Source organism: Pseudomonas sp. HS6, assembly GCF_023375815.1.
Lineage (GTDB): Bacteria > Pseudomonadota > Gammaproteobacteria > Pseudomonadales > Pseudomonadaceae > Aquipseudomonas.
The window spans coordinates 5101430-5118741 of the sequence record NZ_CP067412.1 but is presented as its reverse complement, the minus strand read 5'-3'; the positions used below and the strand labels follow the sequence as shown (position 1 = coordinate 5118741).

The window sequence follows — 17312 nt, the reverse complement described above, 5'->3', positions numbered from 1 at the left end:
CAACGGGTCAGAGTGCGTCCTGGGAGTGACCTTCGGCCATGGCCACGATGACCTTGCGCGGGCCTTCGAACGGCGAGCGGGCATGAGCCGACAACATGTTGTCGAGCATCAGCACATCGCCTTCCTGCCAAGGGAAGCTGATGGCGCATTCGTCGAGCACAGCACGGATCTGGCTCAGGACCTCATCTTCAATCGGCGAACCGTCACCGTAGTAGACGTTACGCGGCAAGTCCTCTTCATCGACGATGTCCAGCAGGCTCTCGCGCACTTCCGGTTGCAGGTTGGAAATATGGAACAGGTGCGCCTGATTGAACCAGACCATGTCCCCGGTGACCGGGTGCTGCGCGACGGCCTGACAGGTCTGGCGGGTGCGCAGCTCACCGTCGTCCTTCCACTCGCAGACAATGCCGTGAGCCTGGCAGTAGGCCTCGACCTCAGCCTGGTCTTCGGTGTTGAACACATCTTCCCAGGCCACATCCAGCCCGTTACCGAAGTTGCGCACATACATCAGCCCCTTGCTGACGAAACGCTCGCGGATCGCCACCGGAATCCGACGATACACTTCACGACTGTCGGCAATCGGCGTTTCGCCACCGGACTTTGCCGCGATCATGCTGTAGAACCAGATCTTCATCGGCCAGTCCCGGGAGTACGCCTGCTCGTTGTGCAGCGGAATACTCTGGTGCGCCGGGTATTCGGTGGAGGTGTACACACCCTGGGTCACATTGGTGCGCGGCGTCGAGCCAAACTCGTAGTTCAACAGCGGATGACCGAAGCTCGCCGCAAACTCGCGAAAGCGTTCTGCGCCGTCCAGCCGGAACCCGCGAAACAGCACACCGCCGTCTTGCAGCAGATGCTCATCGACCAGTGTCTTCAATTCGTCGAACACCGCCAGCAAGTCTGTATCGGCGTCGCTTGCCTCCACCAGCAGCGGCAGGCGACCGCGGTGCGGCAACAACGGACGGACAGAAAATCCCTCAGCAACAGCCATGACTGGCCTCCTCAAAACACTCGATAGGTGAACCGCGCTTCACAGCGCCGGTGCCGCCGACAGCGCATGGCGCCGGTGATGGGCTTCCAGGTGACTCTTGAGCGTGCGGATGACCCGGGCTTCATGCTCATGAATGAAGAAATGACCACCGGTCATCATGTCCACCGAGAAGCTTCCCAGCGTCTCTTTGCTCCAGCCGATCAATTGTTCGGTGGTCGCCCGGTCTTCCTTGCCGCCCAGCACATGCACCGGACAATTGAGCAGAGGCCGTTCAATCGGCGTGAAGCGTCCGCACATCATGAAATCGGCACGCAGGACCGGCAGCGTCAGGCTCATCAGCTCCTGATTGGCCAGGACTTCTTCGCTGGTGCCCTGAAAGGTGCGCAACTGCTCGATCAACTCCTCGTCGCTGCGAGCCTCGGAAAAACCGCGGTCGTAGTCGCTGCGCATGCTCGGAGCGGCCGTACCGGAGGCAAACAGCGCCACCGGCTCGGGTGCACCAAGTTCGCGAAAGGCATGGGCCAGTTCACACGCGAGCAGCGCGCCCAGGCTATGCCCGAACAACGCATAGGGCGCCTGCAGCGAAGGTTTATGCTCGCGGGCCAATTGCCGGGCAAGGGCCCGCATGTCGATTTGCAGGGGTTCGTCGTAGCGCGCGCCGCGCCCGGGCAACTCCACCGGTTGCAGTTGCATCCACGACGGCAGCTGGCGCCGCCAGCGGCTGTAGACCATGGCGCTGGCGCCCGAATAGGGCAGGCACAGCAGTGTCAGCTTTGTCACCGCGTTTACCTCAATGGGTTATCTGTAAAAGAGAACGGATGAGGTACAGCGGGAATTAGTCCGGTGCATCGATCACTTCAAATGACGGAAACTCTGCACCGCCGAACACAGCACCACCGCACCCGCAGCGATCGCCAGCCAGAACCCGCTGCGGGCGCCGAACGCATCCACCAGTGCGCCGGAACCAGCGGCACCGATGGCCACGCCAATGCTCAGGCCGGTCACCAGCCAGGTCAGGCCTTCGGTGAGTTTGGCCGGCGGCACGATGCGCTCGATCAACGCCATCGCCACAATCAATGTTGGCGAGAAGAACAGCCCGGCGATGAACACCGCCACGGACAATCCGAAAATATTGGTCGCCAGCAGCAACGGCAGCGTGGTCACCGCCGTCGCCAGGCCGCCGTAGAGAAAGAGGCGCGGCAACGGCAGTTTCGAGCGCATCGCACCAAACGCGATACCCGCCAAACAGGAACCGATGGCGTACACCGACAACACGATGCTCGCCGCCGCCGGTTGCCCTTGTTGCTGGGCGAACGCAACGCTAACCACATCGACCACGCCGACGATCATGCCCATGGCGACCATCAACAGCAGCAGCCATTGCACGTCGGTCGAACGAATGATCGAACCTTGATGCTCTGATTCGTGAGGGTGCACCGGCGGCTCGGTGCTGCGCTGCGCGACAAACGCCGTCACGCCGATCGCCAGCATCAACAGCGCCGCCAGTGGCCCGGCCTCGGGAAACACGCCGACGCACAGCCCCACCGACAGCGGCGGCCCGACGATAAAGCAGACTTCGTCGAGCACCGATTCCAGCGCATACGCGGTCTGCAATTGCGGCTGGCCACGATAGATTTCCGTCCAGCGCGCCCGCACCATCGCCGACATGCTCGGCATGCAACCGGCCAGCGCGGCGCAGATGAACAGCGTCCAGGTCGGCGCCTGCAAACGGGTGCACAGCAGCAACATCAGCAACGCCCCGCCACCGATCAGCGCCGACACCGGCAAAATCCGTCCCTGACCGTAACGGTCCACCAGCCGCGACACCTGCGGCGCGCAGAACGCCGTGGCCAAAGCAAAGGTCGCCGCCACCCCGCCTGCCAACGCATAACCGCCGGTCAATTGCGAGAGCATGGTGATCACGCCGATGCCGGTCATGGAAATCGGCATGCGCGCGATCATCCCGGCCATCACAAAGGCCCGGGCGCCGGGGGCGTTGAACAGTTCGCGGTAAGGGTTTGCCATCGGATACAGCCTCATCAGGGGCGGCCAACTTGCCACAAAGCCTGACGGGCGGGAAAGCGAGGAATTGTTGGTGGAGTGTGAAGTCCCTGTGGCATGCAAGGCCAATCGCTGCGGCGCCAAGCTGTCGATCATTTCATGTACGCGGATGAACTCTCGCCGCCGGCCGCCAGTCAGCTAAGTAAGCCCTCAACCCAAGGCGCGACCCCGCATGCAGATTTCCCTCGCCCGCCAAGTGGCACTTGTCACCGGCGCCAGCTCCGGCATCGGCCATGGCGCCGCCAAAGCCCTGGCCGCTGCCGGTGCCGCCGTGGTCATCAACTACAACCGACAAGCCGAACCGGCCGAAGCGCTGGCCCGGCAGATTGTCGCCGACGGTGGCCAGGCCATTGCCATCGGCGCCGATGTTTCGAAGGAAGAAGAGGTAGAGCGACTGTTCCAGCAAACCCTCGACGCTTTCGGCACGCTGGACATTCTGGTGGCCAATTCCGGCCTGCAAAAAGACGCGGCGGCTGTGGATATGTCGTTGGCCGACTGGAACACGGTGATTGGCGTCAACCTCACCGGACAGTTCCTCTGCGCCCGCGCCGCGCTGCGGATCTTCAACCGCCAGGGCGTGCGCGAAGGCGTGTCGCGGGCCGCCGGCAAAATCATCCACATGAGCTCGGTGCACCAGCGCATTCCCTGGGCCGGGCATGTGAACTACGCCGCCTCCAAGGGCGGCGTCGATCAATTGATGCAGACCCTGGCCCAGGAAGTCAGCCACCAGCGAATCCGCATCAACGGCATCGCACCGGGGGCAATCCGCACGGCCATCAATAAAGACGCCACCGAAGGCGACGCCGGGCAAGCCCTGCTCAAACTCATCCCTTACGGGCGCATCGGCGATGTCGAGGACGTGGCCAACGCGGTGGTGTTCCTCGCCTCCGATGCTTCCGACTACATCGTCGGCACCACCCTGTTCATCGACGGCGGCATGAGCCTCTATCCGGAGTTCCGTGGCAATGGCTGAGCATCATTCCGAACGACAAAGCCCCATCGACGCCCACGGCATCATCGGCGACATGCGCAGCGCCGCGCTGGTCAATGACAAGGGCAGCGTGGATTTCTTCTGCTGGCCGGAGTTCGACAGCCCGTCGATCTTTTGTTCGCTGCTGGACACCCCCGATGCCGGGATTTTCCAGCTCGCGCCGGACCTGCCAGATGCCCGGCGCGAGCAAATTTACCTGCCGGACACCAACGTCCTGCAAACCCGTTGGCTCAGCGACCACGCCGTGGTGGAAATCACCGACCTGTTGCCCATTGGCGACAACGACGATGCGTTGCCATTGTTGATCCGCCGGGTGCGAGTGGTCAGCGGGCAGGCGACGTTTCATCTGCACTGCGCCGTTCGGCATGACTACGCCCGCGCTGAAACTCACGCCGCAATCGACAAGAAGGATGTACTTTTCAGCGCCAGCGGGCAGCCAACGCTACGGCTGGCCTCGGATCAAACCTTGAGCGTCGATAACGATGCAGCAGTCGCACAATTCACTCTCAAACAGGATCAGACGGCAGCGTTCATGCTCGGCGCCAGCGACGATCCGCGTTTTGCCGAAGGCGCCGCGCAGCTGTGCATTGAGCGCACCCTGAAGTTCTGGCGCGACTGGATTGGCCAGTCCAACTACCGCGGTCGCTGGCGCGAAATGGTCAACCGCTCGGCTCTCGCCCTGAAGCTGCTGACCTCGCGCCAGCACGGCGCAATCCTCGCCGCCGCTACGTTCGGCCTGCCGGAGACACCCGGCGGCGAGCGCAATTGGGACTATCGCTACACCTGGATCCGCGACGCGTCGTTCACCGTCTACGCCTTCATGCGCCTGGGCTTTGTCGACGAAGCCAACGGCTACATGCGCTGGTTGCGCGGGCGGGTCAGCGATTGCAGCGGCCAATCGATGAAGCTGAACATCCTCTACGCCATCGACGGACGCCAGGAACTTCCGGAAACCGAACTCTCGCATTTGTCCGGGCATGGCGGCGCAAAACCAGTGCGCATCGGCAATGGTGCGTACGACCAGATTCAACTGGATATCTTCGGCGAACTGATGGACGCCGTTTATCTGGTCAACAAGTACGGCGACGCCATTTCCCACGAAGGCTGGAAACATGTGATGGAAGTGGTCGATCAGGTCTGTGAGACCTGGCAGACCAAGGACGTAGGCATCTGGGAAATGCGCGGTGAGCAACATCACTTTCTGCATTCGCGGCTGATGTGCTGGGTGGCGCTGGACCGGGCCATCCGCCTGGCCTCGAAACGCTCGCTGCCGGCACCCTTCGCCCGATGGGACCAGACGCGTCAGGCGATTCATGCCGACATCTGGGACAACTTCTGGAACGAAGAACGCGGGCATTTTGTGCAATACCAGGGCGGCACCGCGCTGGATGGCTCGATGTTGTTGATGCCGCTGGTGCGTTTCGTCAGTGCCAAGGACCCACGCTGGCTCGCGACGCTGGAAGCCATCGAAAAACATCTGGTGCGCGACGGAATGGTTTACCGCTATCGCAACGACGATGCGGGCATCGATGGTTTATCCGGCACCGAAGGCGCCTTCGCTGCGTGCTCGTTCTGGTACGTGGAATGCCTGGCCCGGGCCGGGCAAGTGGAAAAGGCTCATCTGGAGTTCGTACAACTGCTGCGCTACGCCAATCCGCTGGGGTTGTACGCGGAAGAGTTCGACAACCGTGGCCGGCATCTGGGCAACACGCCACAGGCATTGACGCATCTGGCGCTGATCAGTGCGGCGAGTTTTCTTGATCGCAAGTTGAGTGGGGAGAAGAATTACTGGCAGCCGTAGTCATCATTTTTCGCCACACGCTGTAAGAAAGATCTCAACTCCAATCGCCGTTTGTAGGATGGCCACCTACGAACGGCAAACACCCCCGAGCCTTGCGGTTGAAGGGCTGGCCCACACAATCGATTCCTTTCGATACAACTTGTTGATGGCACGGCCTACAAAAACCTGCCAACCCCGTGTAACGCTTGGCCCGCAACTCGCACTTACACCCCGAAATACCTTGTTGCCAGCTGTTACATCCCCCCCTACCATCCACCGCAACGGGCACAGCGGAGCTGTCCAATAAAAACCCGATTCAAGGAACCAGAATGAGCCAACGCATCCACCGCCAGATCGATTCTCCTCTGCGCACGGGCCTGACCCGCGACGAACTGTGGGAAGCCGCCGACAAGGGCCTGATCAAATGCTGGGAAATCGGCCGTCAGCGCGCCACCCGCTTCCCCGACCTCGCCCAACGCTGCCGCGCCGACGAATTGCCGGTACTCGGCTGGAAAGGTGGCGTCAGTCGCAGCCTGAAGAAGAATGAAAAATACGGATCGCTGAAGTACTTGGCCCAGTGGCAGGGTTTGCGTGGGGAAGATCTGGATATTGATCTGGGTTCCGAACGGGTCATGACCTGCACGCGGACGAAAATGGTGGTGACGTTTACGCCGGATCGCAGCAAGTATTTCAATCAGGTGGCGGAAGCTGAAACTTGAGGAATCCCGTATGACCCAAGCCGTGATGCAGTTTTGCAAGACTGAAAGTCTGACCATCGCCTATGAGCATCACGGCCCGGAAAACGGCACGCCGGTCATCTTGCTCCACGGCTTCCCCTACTCCCCCCGCGCCTACGACGAAATCGCCCCGCCCCTCGCCGCCAAAGGCTATCGGGTGATCGTGCCGTACCTGCGCGGTTACGGGCCGACCCGTTTCAACAGCCCGGACACACTGCGCTCCGGCCAGCAAGCGGCGCTGGCCCAGGATCTGCTGGATCTGATGGATGCGCTAGGGATCGAGCAAGCGACGTTGTGCGGTTATGACTGGGGCGGTCGGGCGGCGTGCATTGTGGCGGCGTTGTATCCCGAGCGTGTGCGCGGGCTGGTGACGGGTGATGGCTACAATCTGCAGGACATTCCGCATTCGACCCAGCCGCTGGATCCGCAGAGCGAACATCGCTATTGGTATCAGTATTACTTCCACACGCCCCGTGGCGTTGAAGGATTGACGCAGAATCGTCGGGCGCTGTGCGAATTGCTGTGGCAGTTGTGGTCACCGACCTGGGCGCGGAACGCCGAGCGTTATCCGTTGAGCGCACCGGCGTTCGACAACCCGGATTTCGTCGAGGTGGTGATTCACTCCTACCGACATCGCTTCATGTATGCGCCGGGCGATCCGGCACTGGAGGGGATGGAGCAGGCGCTGGAGAAACAGCCAGCAATCGGCGTGCCGACGATTTCGCTGTGCGGTGCGGATGATGGCGTCGGTCCGGCGCCAGATGACGATGAAGATGCGCACCACTTCATCGGGCCTTATGAGCGGCGGGTGCTGGCCGGTGTCGGGCATAACATTCCCGAGGAAGCGCCGGGCGAGACGCTCAAGGCATTACTGGATCTGCTCCAGCACTGACCGAAAACCGCTCCCGATACGCCTGCGGCGTCACGCCCATGGCCCGCAGAAAACTGCGTCTTAAGGTCTCTTCACTGCCAAATCCACAGTTGGTCGCGACCCGTTTGATCGGCAATCCGGTATCACTCAACAACCGGCGGGCGGTTTCGACGCGGATCAGTTCGATGGCGCGGGCCGGGGTCTGGCCAGTGTCGGCGCGGTAGTGACGGACGAAACTGCGCTCGCTCATGCCGGCCTGTTCGGCGAGGGTCGGAATGCCCAGATCGCAGGTCAAGTGTTCGGCAATCCACGCGTGTAAATCATCGAAGCGGTTGCCCTGTTTTTGCAGTGACAGCGTCACGCTGAATTGCGACTGCCCGCCTGGGCGCTTGAGGAACACCACCAGTTGCCGGGCGACGTCCAGGGCCATGTCGCGACCGAGGTCGTCTTCGACCATGGCCAGCGCCAGGTCGATGCCGGCGGTGACGCCCGCTGAGGTCCAGACCGGGCCGTCGTTGATGAAGATCGGATTGGGCTCGACCTGCAAGCGCGGGTGCTTCTGCGCCAGTTGCTCGCAACGGGTCCAGTGGGTGACGACCCGGCGACCGTCGAGCCAGCCGCTGGCAGCCAGCAGAAATGCGCCGGTACAGACCGAGGCCACGCGCCGGCAGCCGCTCGCATGTTCACGCACCCAACTCACCAAATCGGCGTCTTCGGCAGCAGCGTAGACGCCCCAGCCGCCGGCGATGATCAGCGTATCGCTTGGCTGTTTCGGCAGCGGTTCGGCCAGCATCGCCAACCCGGCAGACGAGCTCACCGTCCCGCCGCCGCTGGCGATGACCGTTGGCGCGTAAGGCGCAGGCAAACCCTGCTGGCGGGCAATGTCGTTGGCCGAGGCGAAGACCTGCAACGGCCCGGTGACATCGAGCAGTTGCACATTGGCGAACGCGAGTACGTGGATGGTTTTCGGCATTTGGCGTAATTCGTGGGCTGATTGGCGTATGCGCCAAAACCTACGCGCCTACAGTGAAGCCGTCCACCCCTTTTCACGGAGATGAATCATGGCGTTGCAGATCGGTTTTCTGTTGTTTCCCCAGGTGCAGCAACTCGACCTGACCGGCCCGTATGACGTGCTGGCCTCGTTACCGGACGTGCAAGTGCACCTGATCTGGAAGGATCTGGTGCCGGTCACCGCCAGCACCGGGCTGGTGCTGAAACCGACCACCACCTTCGAGGACTGCCCGGATCTGGACGTGATCTGCGTACCCGGCGGCGCGGGCGTTGGGCCGTTGATGGAAGATGAACAGACGCTGGCGTTCATCAAGTCGCAAGCGGCGCAGGCGCGTTACGTGACGTCGGTGTGCACCGGTTCGCTGGTGCTCGGCGCGGCGGGTCTGTTGCAGGGCAAACGGGCGACCACACACTGGGCTTATCACGATCTGCTGCCGACACTGGGCGCGATCCCGGTGAAGGATCGGGTGGTGCGTGACGGCAATCTGTTTACCGGGGGTGGCATCACCGCCGGGATCGATTTTGCCCTGACGCTGGCGCAAGAACTGGTCGGCGTCGACACGGCGCAACTGGTGCAGTTGCAGCTGGAATATGCGCCGGCGCCGCCGTTTGATTCCGGCAGTCCAGAGATGGCGCCGAGCGCGGTTGTCGATGAGGCACGCAAACGTGCAGCGCCTTCGCTGAAGTTGCGCACTGAAATCACCGAGCGTGCCGCGGCAAAACTCAACCTGCGCTGACATTTCAGCCTTATACAAATACCTGTGGGAGCTGGCTTGCTAGCGATAGCGGTACATCAGTAGATGAAGATGTCGGCTGTACAGGCCTCATCGCTGGCAAGCCAGCTCCCACAGGTCTCGGTGTCAGCTACAGGTTTTTGTTTTGTCCCGGTTTCTCACCTCAACTTCACTTGTCCCCTCGCCCCCACCCGTGTAGAAAGCCTGTCCACAAATCGTGCACAAGGACTTTCCATGACAGCTCTGCCATGGCTCTATCTCGGGCTTCTCAGCCTTGGTTACGGATTGGCGCTGAGTTTCGGCCAGCTCGGCTGGCTGGCGCTGATCTCCATTGCACTGCTGGTTTTCGCCGGTTACGCCGTGCGCCAGCAAACCGTGCCGGTCGGGCGTTTTCTCGGTCATGGCCTGTTTGTCGTACTGGCCCTGGCGCTGGCCATGCATTGGCTGCCAGGCTTCTACAACGGCCGGGCCATTCCGGCGCAGCGCTTCACCGACAACGCCGTGCCGTTCTCGATGTTCGTGAATCTCGACAAACCGCTGATTGGCTTCTGGCTGTTGCTGGCCTGCCCGTGGATTGTCGCGCGGCGCTCGTTGCGCCTGACCGTGTACGCCACCGCACTGGCTTTGACGTTGAGTGTGATCCTGGCGCTGGGTGGCGCGGTGTTGCTGGGCATGATCGCCTGGGCACCGAAATGGCCGGATCAGGCGTGGCTGTGGGTGCTGAACAATCTGCTGCTGGTGACGCTGGTCGAAGAAGCGCTGTTTCGCGGCTATATACAGGGTGGCCTGAGTCGGCATTTCAAACACCTGCCCTACGGCGAAAACCTCGCGCTGCTGCTCGCGTCCCTGCTGTTCGGCCTGGTGCATGTGGGCGCCGGGTGGCAATGGGTGTTGCTGGCGGGCCTGGCGGGTGTCGGCTATGGTCTGGCCTACCGTTTTGGCGGGCTCGGCGCGGCGATCATGACGCACTTTGGTCTGAACCTGCTGCACTTCGGCCTGTTCACCTATCCGATGCTCGCGGGTTGAAGCAAGTCCCGTTTTGCGACGCCGTACTTATAAATGAAAAAAAACTTCAACAAATCGCCGACCCCGCCGACAACCTTTCAAAGCCTTGCGGATTGAAAAACCATGCGTAATAACCAGCCCATTACACAACGCGAACGGACTTTCCCGGCTCAGCAACGGTTGATTTCCACAACCGACGCCAAAGGCGTGATCACCTACTGCAACGACGCTTTCGTCGAAATCAGCGGGTTTTCGCGTGAGGAACTGATCCGTGCGCCGCACAACCTGGTTCGTCACCCCGACGTCCCGGCTGCGGTGTTTTCGCACATGTGGGGCACACTGAAACAAGGCTTGCCATGGATGGGCATTGTCAAGAATCGCTGCAAGACCGGTGATCATTACTGGGTGAACGCCTATGTAACGCCGGTGTTCGATGGCAGTCAGGTGGTCGGTTACGAGTCGGTGCGGGTCAAGCCGTCCGCCGAACAGATCCGCCGTGCCGAAGCGCTCTACCAACGCATCAACCAGGGCAAGTCGGCGATTCCTTCGAGCGACAAATGGCTGCCGATCGTGCAGGACTGGCTGCCGTTCATTCTGGTCAGCCAGTTGAGCTTCATGATCGGCGCCACCCTCAACTCGCAGTGGGGCTTCGCCCTCGCCGCCGGTCTGTCGGTGCCGCTGGGCCTGCTGGGCCTGCAATGGCAACAACGCGGGCTCAAACGCCTGCTGCGTCTGGCCGAGCAGACCACGTCCGACCCACTGATCGCGCAGATGTACACCGACAGCCGTGGCGCCCAGGCGCGTCTGGAAATGTCGATCCTCAGCCAGGAAGCCCGCCTGAAAACCTGCCTGACCCGTCTGCAGGACACCGCCGAGCACCTGACCGATCAGGCCAAGCAGTCCGACAGCCTGGCGCACAACAGCTCCATCGGCCTGGAACGCCAGCGCGTGGAAACCGAACAGGTCGCCACCGCCGTCAACCAGATGGCCGCCACCACGCAAGAAGTGGCGAGCCACGTCCAGCGCACCGCCGACGCCACCCAGGAAGCCAACCGCCTGACCGGTCGCGGCCGCGACATCGCCGGCGAAACCCGCGAAGCCATCCAGCGCCTGTCGGTCGTGGTCGGTGAAACCGGCCTGACCGTCACCCAACTGGCCAAGGACAGCGACGAAATCGGCGGCGTGGTCGACGTGATCAAAGGCATCGCCGACCAGACCAACCTGCTCGCGCTCAACGCCGCGATTGAAGCCGCGCGTGCCGGCGAAATGGGCCGTGGTTTTGCCGTGGTCGCCGACGAAGTCCGCCAACTGGCGCAACGCACCAGCGAATCCACCGGGCAGATCCACGCCCTGATCGCCAAGCTGCAACAGACTGCATCCAGCGCCGTACAAACCATGGAAGCCGGGCATCGTCAGGCTGAAGAAGGCGTGGCACGGGTTCTGGAAGCGGATCAGGCCCTGGTGGGCATCAGCGAAGCGGTGGCCAACATCACCGACATGACCACCCAGATCGCCGCCGCGACCGAAGAGCAAAGTGCCGTGGCTGAAGAAATCAGCCGCAACATCAGCAATATTTCGGAGTTGGCGGACCAGACTTCGGAACAGGCGCATAACTCGGCGTTGCTGAGTGAAGAGCTGACGAAGACTGCCAACACGCAATACTCGTTGGTGGAGCGGTTTAACCGCTGATTGCTCTGGCAATAAAGAAACCCCGGACAGCGAAAGCTTCCGGGGTTTTTATTGCCAGTCTGAAATGGACGTAGCCAGCACCGCCCTCTTCGTGGGCAAGCCCACTCCCACAGGGTTTCGCATTGGCCACGAAATCTCGCAACACCACCACCCATTGTGGGAGCGGGCTTGCCCGCGAAGAGGCCCAGCCTGCTGGCGAAAATCTCATTCAAAAAGCGCGGACAGTGCCTACAACTGAATCAGACCCAACTGACTGGCACGCGATGAAGCCCCGCTCTACTTTGTCGTTCAAACCTATTCACATGGGCTAGCCAGCATGAATACACCACCTACGCAGAATCCGATGATCAGGACCGACAAACCTGTGAGAAAGGAAGTCCGGGGCGAACTTACATTCCTTGATGTGCGGCGAGCTGCGCGTGATGGGCAGAAAGCATTCGATCAATTTGTGATCTCTGGCAGGCTGTGACCGTGTGATATCGATAAAAAAACCGGAAGGCAAACGCTTCCGGTTTTTTTGTGCCGTTTATTCCTTCGGCACGAGGTTATCCAGCGCCTGATTCACCGCCAACTCACCCAACATCACCACTTGCGCAATGCCCAACAGTGTCTTGCGGTTCGGCCCTTCCAGCAGGCCGGCAAAGTCACCGAGCATGACCGTGGCTGACGCGAGGGATTCGCAGGCATTGGCCAGCAAGGACTCCGTGTCGGTTTGCGGGTTGACCATGAACATGTCGTTTGGGGTGTAGGGAGTGGCCATGATCCGGGCTGTCGGGGTCAGGTAATAGTCGAGGGCGCGTTCGGCGGCGTCGTGGAGTTTTCTTGAATCGGGAAACTCGTAGGGGGACACCGGATCTTCTAACGGTGGAATGACGGTCTGGGACATCAGCTGGAACTCCGAAAAAGAGTCGCTTGAGGATTTGTATAGATGGCTGCCAGGCAGTGAGGGGACAAGTCCCTCTCCGAGGCGGCAACTACCGCGAGACGTGATGGTTATCCAGCACACGATTGACCAGCAGCTCACTCAGCATGATGACCTGCTGCAGTATCTGCATCGCCTTGCGCTGCGACGGATCGACGGTGTCGCCAATATCCCGGGCCATGTCACTGGCCGACGACAGCGTTTCGCACGCTTCGACCAGTAGCGTTTCGTCATCCATGGTTGGATTGACCAGATAGATCTTGCCCGGCTTACGCGAGGGCTTGGACGTCTTCTGCGCCCCAGGATCGAGGTAATGATTGATCGCCCGCTCGGTTGCCATTTTTATGTTTTCGGCTTCGAGTGCGGCGTCGTAGGGGATTGAATCGGTTTCTGGCGGGTTGGGTGTGGCTTTGAACATAGACGTAACTCCAGTTTCGAATGTTTAGGAGCCATCACCCTCGCTACCAAACGAAGGGTGGTGGCCATACGCGGGTTGGTAGACCGGTCGAAACGGGAAACCCGGCGCTCACAAAGGAGCCCCGCGCATGCCCACCATAAAATCTGAGCCCCAAATAAGGGACTGCATATGGTGACGCCATACGACGGTTTCGAAGCGGGCTACCAAACCCGATCACTGTTTTTCAGTGACAGGGAAACGATATAGCCCTTTCCGAACCGCGTAAGCCGGCGGATTCTGGCGTACGCGTAGGCAACGACGCAAGGTGTTGTAGCCCTTATGGCGTAACGGTTCGTGTACTTTAAACGTGGCCAGGCGATCGTGTTTATTTGATGGAAATGCTGGGCTGTGGGAGCTTTCAGTTTTGGTGGCGTGTCAGTGAAACCTTCCCACTACCGTCACCACCTGCACCGGTGTTGAAATGTTCCGCAAACTGCTCGACGAAGGTCGTGCTGGCGAGAACTGCGGCGTTCTGCTGCGTGGCACCAAGCGTGACGACGTTGAGCGTGGTCAGGTTCTGGTTAAGCCGGGTTCGGTTAAGCCGCACACCAAGTTCACCGCAGAAGTTTACGTTCTGAGCAAGGAAGAAGGCGGTCGTCACACTCCGTTCTTCAAAGGCTACCGTCCACAGTTCTACTTCCGTACTACTGACGTGACTGGTAACTGCGAGCTGCCAGAAGGCGTTGAAATGGTAATGCCAGGTGACAACATTCAGATGACTGTTACCCTGATCAAAACCATCGCGATGGAAGACGGTCTGCGTTTCGCTATCCGTGAAGGCGGTCGTACCGTCGGCGCTGGCGTCGTAGCCAAAATCATCGAGTAATCTCTTTTTTGAGATAGCTTTGATGAGTTGAAAAAGCCCCCGCTTAGCGGGGGCTTTTTTATTGGGTTGACACCTATCTGGGGCGTCTATAGAATTGCGCCTCCTTTTAACGGGCGTATTGCGCCCGGTGGGAATAGCAGCCGGAGTCTGAAATCCAATGCAAAATCAGCAAATCCGTATCAGGTTGAAGGCTTTTGACCATCGCCTGATCGACCAATCAACCCAGGAAATCGTGGAAACCGCGAAACGTACTGGTGCTCAAGTGCGTGGTCCAATTCCACTGCCTACCCGTAAAGAGCGGTTTACCGTTCTGGTTTCCCCGCACGTCAACAAAGACGCGCGTGACCAGTACGAAATCCGCACTCATAAGCGCGTTCTGGACATCGTCCAGCCAACGGATAAAACCGTTGATGCACTTATGAAGCTTGATCTTGCGGCCGGTGTGGAAGTGCAGATCAGCCTCGGCTAAGACTCGGTCTTAGTCGTGTAACGCTCTGAAATGGGCGGCCATAGCGGGTGAAAGCCCCGTACACTCATGAGGTTTACAACATGACTATTGGTGTAGTCGGTCGTAAAGCGGGTATGACCCGTATTTTCACCGAAGAAGGTGTCTCCATTCCGGTCACGGTCATTGAGATCGAGCCGAATCGCGTCACCCAGTTCAAAACTGAAGAAACCGATGGCTATCGTGCAGTGCAAGTCACTGTCGGCGAGCGTCGTGCTTCCCGTGTAACAGCTGCTCAGGCTGGCCACTTCGCTAAAGCGAACGTTGCCGCTGGTCGTACCGTAATGGAATTCCGCCTTGAAGAAGGCGAGTACCAGGCCGGCGATCTGATCAACGCTGAAATCTTCGCCGCTGGTCAACTGGTTGATGTAACCGGTCAGTCCAAAGGTAAAGGCTTCCAGGGTACGATCAAGCGTTGGAATTTCCGCGGGCAAGATAACACCCACGGTAACTCCGTATCCCACCGCGTCCCAGGCTCTATCGGCCAGTGCCAGACTCCTGGTCGTGTATTCAAGGGCAAAAAAATGTCCGGTCATATGGGCGCTGAGCGCGTGACCGTGCAGTCCCTGGAAGTAGTGCGCGTGGACGCTGAACGCAATCTGTTGTTGGTCAAGGGTGCTGTTCCTGGCGCTACTGGCGGCAACCTGGTTGTACGTCCAGCAGCCAAGGCTCGCGGTTAAGGGGAAGCTGACATGCAATTAAATGTAAATGACGCTCAAGCGATCGAAGTTTCCGAACTGACATTTGGCGGCGAGTTCAACGAGACGCTGGTTCACCAAGCAGTCGTGGCCTACATGGCCGGCGGCCGTCAAGGTAGCAAGCAGCAAAAGACCCGTTCCGACGTTCGTGGTGGCGGTAAGCGCCCATGGCGTCAGAAAGGTACTGGCCGTGCTCGTGCCGGTACTATCCGTAGCCCAATCTGGCGCGGCGGCGGCACCACTTTCGCAGCTCGTCCACAAGATCACTCCCAGAAGCTGAACAAGAAGATGTACCGCGCAGCAATGCGTTCCATTCTTGCTGAGCTGGTGCGTACTGATCGTCTGGTTGTGGTTCAGGATTTCGCAGTTGAAACTCCGAAAACCAAAGACCTGCTGGGCAAACTGAACAACATGAGCCTGACCGACGTTCTGATCGTGTCGGACGCTGTTGATCAGAACCTGTACCTGGCTGCTCGCAACCTGCCACACGTAGATGTACGTGACGTGCAAGGTTCCGATCCAGTTAGTCTGATCGCATACGACAAGGTGTTGATCACCGTGTCGGCCGTGAAGAAATTCGAGGAGCTGCTGGGATGAACCAGGAACGCGTATTTAAAGTTCTGCTTGGCCCGCACGTTTCCGAGAAGGCTACGGTTCTGGCAGACAAGAAAGGCCAGTTCGTTTTCAAGGTTGCTACTGACGCAACCAAGCTGGAAATCAAGAAGGCCGTCGAAAGCCTGTTCAGCGTGAAAGTTGAGCGTGTTACTACCCTGAACGTTCTGGGTAAGAGCAAGCGCACCGCTCGCGGTCTGGGCAAGCGTAATGACTGGAAGAAGGCAGTTATCTCCCTTCAGCCAGGCCAAGATCTCGATTTCAGCAGCAGTGCTGAGTAAGGAAGGGGTGCATCATGGCAATCGTTAAATGCAAACCGACTTCCCCTGGCCGCCGTTTTGTGGTCAAGGTGGTCAACCAGGAGCTGCATAAAGGCGCTCCTCACGCACCGCTGCTCGAGAAAAAATCGAAGTCTGGTGGTCGTAACAACAATGGCCGTATTACCACTCGTCACATCGGTGGTGGTCATAAGCAGCATTATCGTCTGGTCGACTTCCGTCGCAACGACAAAGATGGCATCGCTGCCACTGTCGAGCGTATCGAATACGATCCAAACCGTACTGCTCACATCGCTCTGCTGCTGTACGCAGATGGCGAGCGTCGCTACATCATCGCCCCTAAAGGCGTGAGCGCTGGCGACCAGCTGATCGCAGGTGCTCTGGCACCGATCAAGCCGGGCAACGCTCTGCAACTGCGCAACATTCCAGTTGGTAGCACCGTACACGGCATCGAACTGAAGCCAGGTAAAGGCGCACAAATCGCTCGTTCCGCTGGTGCTTCGGCTCAGCTGATCGCTCGTGAAGGCGTTTACGTGACTCTGCGTCTGCGTTCCGGTGAAATGCGTAAAGTACTGGCTGAGTGCCGTGCGACCCTGGGCGAAGTCTCGAACTCCGAGCACAGCCTGCGTTCGCTGGGTAAAGCTGGTGCCAAGCGCTGGCGTGGCGTTCGCCCAACCGTTCGTGGTGTTGCCATGAACCCGGTTGACCACCCACATGGTGGTGGTGAAGGTCGTACCTCTGGTGGTCGTCATCCGGTATCGCCATGGGGCTTCCCGACTAAGGGCGCGAAGACTCGTGGTAATAAGCGTACCGACAAAATGATCGTCCGTCGTCGCAAGTAAATAGAGGGATACGACAGTGCCACGTTCTCTGAAAAAAGGTCCTTTTATTGATCTTCACCTACTGAAGAAGATCGAAGTGGCGGCGGAAAAGAACGATCGCAAACCAATTAAGACTTGGTCGCGTCGTTCGATGATCCTGCCACAAATGGTCGGTCTGACCATCGCAGTACACAACGGTCGTCAGCACGTCCCAGTTCTCGTTAACGAAGACATGGTCGGCCACAAACTGGGCGAGTTCGCCGGTACCCGCAACTATCGCGGGCACGTGGCAGACAAGAAAGCCAAGCGTTAAGGGGTAAGGA

At 59.7% G+C, this 17312-nt stretch carries 19 protein-coding genes and 1 pseudogene; 14 read left to right on the top strand and 6 right to left on the bottom strand.

The genetic code is table 11. The annotated features are described in order from the left end of the window. Positions 1-7: 7 nt before the first annotated feature. The 3 genes from JJN09_RS23275 to JJN09_RS23265 all read right to left on the bottom strand — a co-directional run bounded on the left by JJN09_RS23275 (position 8) and on the right by JJN09_RS23265 (position 3016). Positions 8-991: a TauD/TfdA family dioxygenase gene (locus JJN09_RS23275; RefSeq protein WP_249483945.1), complete on the bottom strand. Its 984-nt coding sequence runs from the start codon at positions 989-991 to the stop codon at positions 8-10. 39 nt (positions 992-1030) lie between these two features. Further along, positions 1031-1771: a thioesterase II family protein gene (locus JJN09_RS23270; protein WP_249483944.1), complete on the bottom strand. Its 741-nt coding sequence runs from the start codon at positions 1769-1771 to the stop codon at positions 1031-1033. Positions 1772-1843: 72 nt separating this feature from the next. Beyond that, the gene (locus JJN09_RS23265; RefSeq protein ID WP_102621948.1) at positions 1844-3016 is read right to left on the bottom strand and encodes an MFS transporter; all 1173 of its coding nucleotides are present in this window, start codon (positions 3014-3016) and stop codon (positions 1844-1846) included. 208 nt (positions 3017-3224) lie between these two features. On the opposite strand from JJN09_RS23265, the gene JJN09_RS23260 reads away from it, so the two are divergent. The 4 genes from JJN09_RS23260 to JJN09_RS23245 all read left to right on the top strand — a co-directional run bounded on the left by JJN09_RS23260 (position 3225) and on the right by JJN09_RS23245 (position 7452). Next, entirely contained in the window at positions 3225-4025 is an 801-nt protein-coding gene (locus tag JJN09_RS23260; RefSeq protein WP_249483943.1) for a glucose 1-dehydrogenase, read from the top strand. After that, positions 4018-5844 carry a glycoside hydrolase family 15 protein gene (locus tag JJN09_RS23255; RefSeq protein WP_249483942.1) on the top strand — a complete coding sequence of 609 codons (1827 nt, stop codon included), beginning with the start codon at positions 4018-4020 and terminating at the stop codon, positions 5842-5844. The genes JJN09_RS23260 and JJN09_RS23255 overlap by 8 nt, the downstream gene beginning before the upstream one ends. Positions 5845-6152: 308 nt before the next feature. Further along, positions 6153-6542, top strand: coding sequence for a hypothetical protein (locus JJN09_RS23250; protein WP_249483941.1), 390 nt, complete (start codon positions 6153-6155; stop codon positions 6540-6542). Positions 6543-6552: 10 nt separating this feature from the next. After that, positions 6553-7452: an alpha/beta fold hydrolase gene (locus JJN09_RS23245; RefSeq protein ID WP_249483940.1), complete on the top strand. Its 900-nt coding sequence runs from the start codon at positions 6553-6555 to the stop codon at positions 7450-7452. Here the strand turns inward: JJN09_RS23245 and JJN09_RS23240 are convergent. Next, positions 7421-8404 (bottom strand): GlxA family transcriptional regulator, encoded by a 984-nt coding sequence (locus JJN09_RS23240; protein WP_249483939.1) that lies wholly within the window; start codon positions 8402-8404, stop codon positions 7421-7423. The genes JJN09_RS23245 and JJN09_RS23240 overlap by 32 nt on opposite strands. A gap of 88 nt (positions 8405-8492) precedes the next feature. Here JJN09_RS23240 and inhA point away from each other — a divergent pair, with 88 nt between their 5' ends. The 3 genes from inhA (at position 8493) to JJN09_RS23225 (ending at position 11870) form a co-directional block, all read left to right on the top strand. Beyond that, positions 8493-9179, top strand: coding sequence for an isonitrile hydratase (inhA, locus tag JJN09_RS23235; RefSeq protein ID WP_249483938.1), 687 nt, complete (start codon positions 8493-8495; stop codon positions 9177-9179). 231 nt (positions 9180-9410) lie between these two features. Further along, complete coding sequence (locus tag JJN09_RS23230) at positions 9411-10202, top strand: CPBP family intramembrane glutamic endopeptidase (protein WP_249483937.1); 792 nt, start codon at positions 9411-9413, stop codon at positions 10200-10202. A gap of 102 nt (positions 10203-10304) precedes the next feature. Then, positions 10305-11870 (top strand): PAS domain-containing methyl-accepting chemotaxis protein, encoded by a 1566-nt coding sequence (locus tag JJN09_RS23225; protein WP_096822476.1) that lies wholly within the window; start codon positions 10305-10307, stop codon positions 11868-11870. Between the two features lie 526 nt (positions 11871-12396). On the opposite strand, the gene JJN09_RS23220 is transcribed toward JJN09_RS23225, so the two are convergent. Continuing rightward, the gene (locus tag JJN09_RS23220) at positions 12397-12756 is read right to left on the bottom strand and encodes a DUF6124 family protein (protein ID WP_249483936.1); all 360 of its coding nucleotides are present in this window, start codon (positions 12754-12756) and stop codon (positions 12397-12399) included. Positions 12757-12844: 88 nt separating this feature from the next. Then, positions 12845-13210, bottom strand: a complete 366-nt coding sequence (locus tag JJN09_RS23215) for a DUF6124 family protein (RefSeq protein ID WP_249483935.1) — start codon at positions 13208-13210, stop codon at positions 12845-12847. A 430-nt stretch (positions 13211-13640) separates the two neighbouring features. On the opposite strand from JJN09_RS23215, the pseudogene JJN09_RS23210 reads away from it, so the two are divergent. The 7 genes and pseudogenes from JJN09_RS23210 to rpsS all read left to right on the top strand — a co-directional run. Continuing rightward, positions 13641-14075: pseudogene (locus JJN09_RS23210) on the top strand (EF-Tu/IF-2/RF-3 family GTPase); the annotation flags it as partial. Positions 14076-14232: 157 nt separating this feature from the next. Next, on the top strand, positions 14233-14544 hold the full coding sequence (rpsJ, locus tag JJN09_RS23205) for a 30S ribosomal protein S10 (protein ID WP_003186070.1): 312 nt from the start codon (positions 14233-14235) through the stop codon (positions 14542-14544). An 80-nt stretch (positions 14545-14624) separates the two neighbouring features. Then, positions 14625-15260 (top strand): 50S ribosomal protein L3, encoded by a 636-nt coding sequence (gene rplC, locus JJN09_RS23200; protein ID WP_007955641.1) that lies wholly within the window; start codon positions 14625-14627, stop codon positions 15258-15260. A gap of 12 nt (positions 15261-15272) precedes the next feature. Further along, positions 15273-15875, top strand: coding sequence for a 50S ribosomal protein L4 (gene rplD / locus JJN09_RS23195; protein ID WP_003228735.1), 603 nt, complete (start codon positions 15273-15275; stop codon positions 15873-15875). Then, the gene (gene rplW / locus JJN09_RS23190; RefSeq protein ID WP_002555488.1) at positions 15872-16171 is read left to right on the top strand and encodes a 50S ribosomal protein L23; all 300 of its coding nucleotides are present in this window, start codon (positions 15872-15874) and stop codon (positions 16169-16171) included. The genes rplD and rplW overlap by 4 nt, the downstream gene beginning before the upstream one ends. Before the next feature lie 14 nt (positions 16172-16185). Continuing rightward, positions 16186-17010: a 50S ribosomal protein L2 gene (gene rplB / locus JJN09_RS23185; RefSeq protein WP_003186055.1), complete on the top strand. Its 825-nt coding sequence runs from the start codon at positions 16186-16188 to the stop codon at positions 17008-17010. Between the two features lie 16 nt (positions 17011-17026). After that, positions 17027-17302 (top strand): 30S ribosomal protein S19, encoded by a 276-nt coding sequence (gene rpsS, locus JJN09_RS23180; RefSeq protein WP_011336172.1) that lies wholly within the window; start codon positions 17027-17029, stop codon positions 17300-17302. Positions 17303-17312 lie beyond the last annotated feature (10 nt).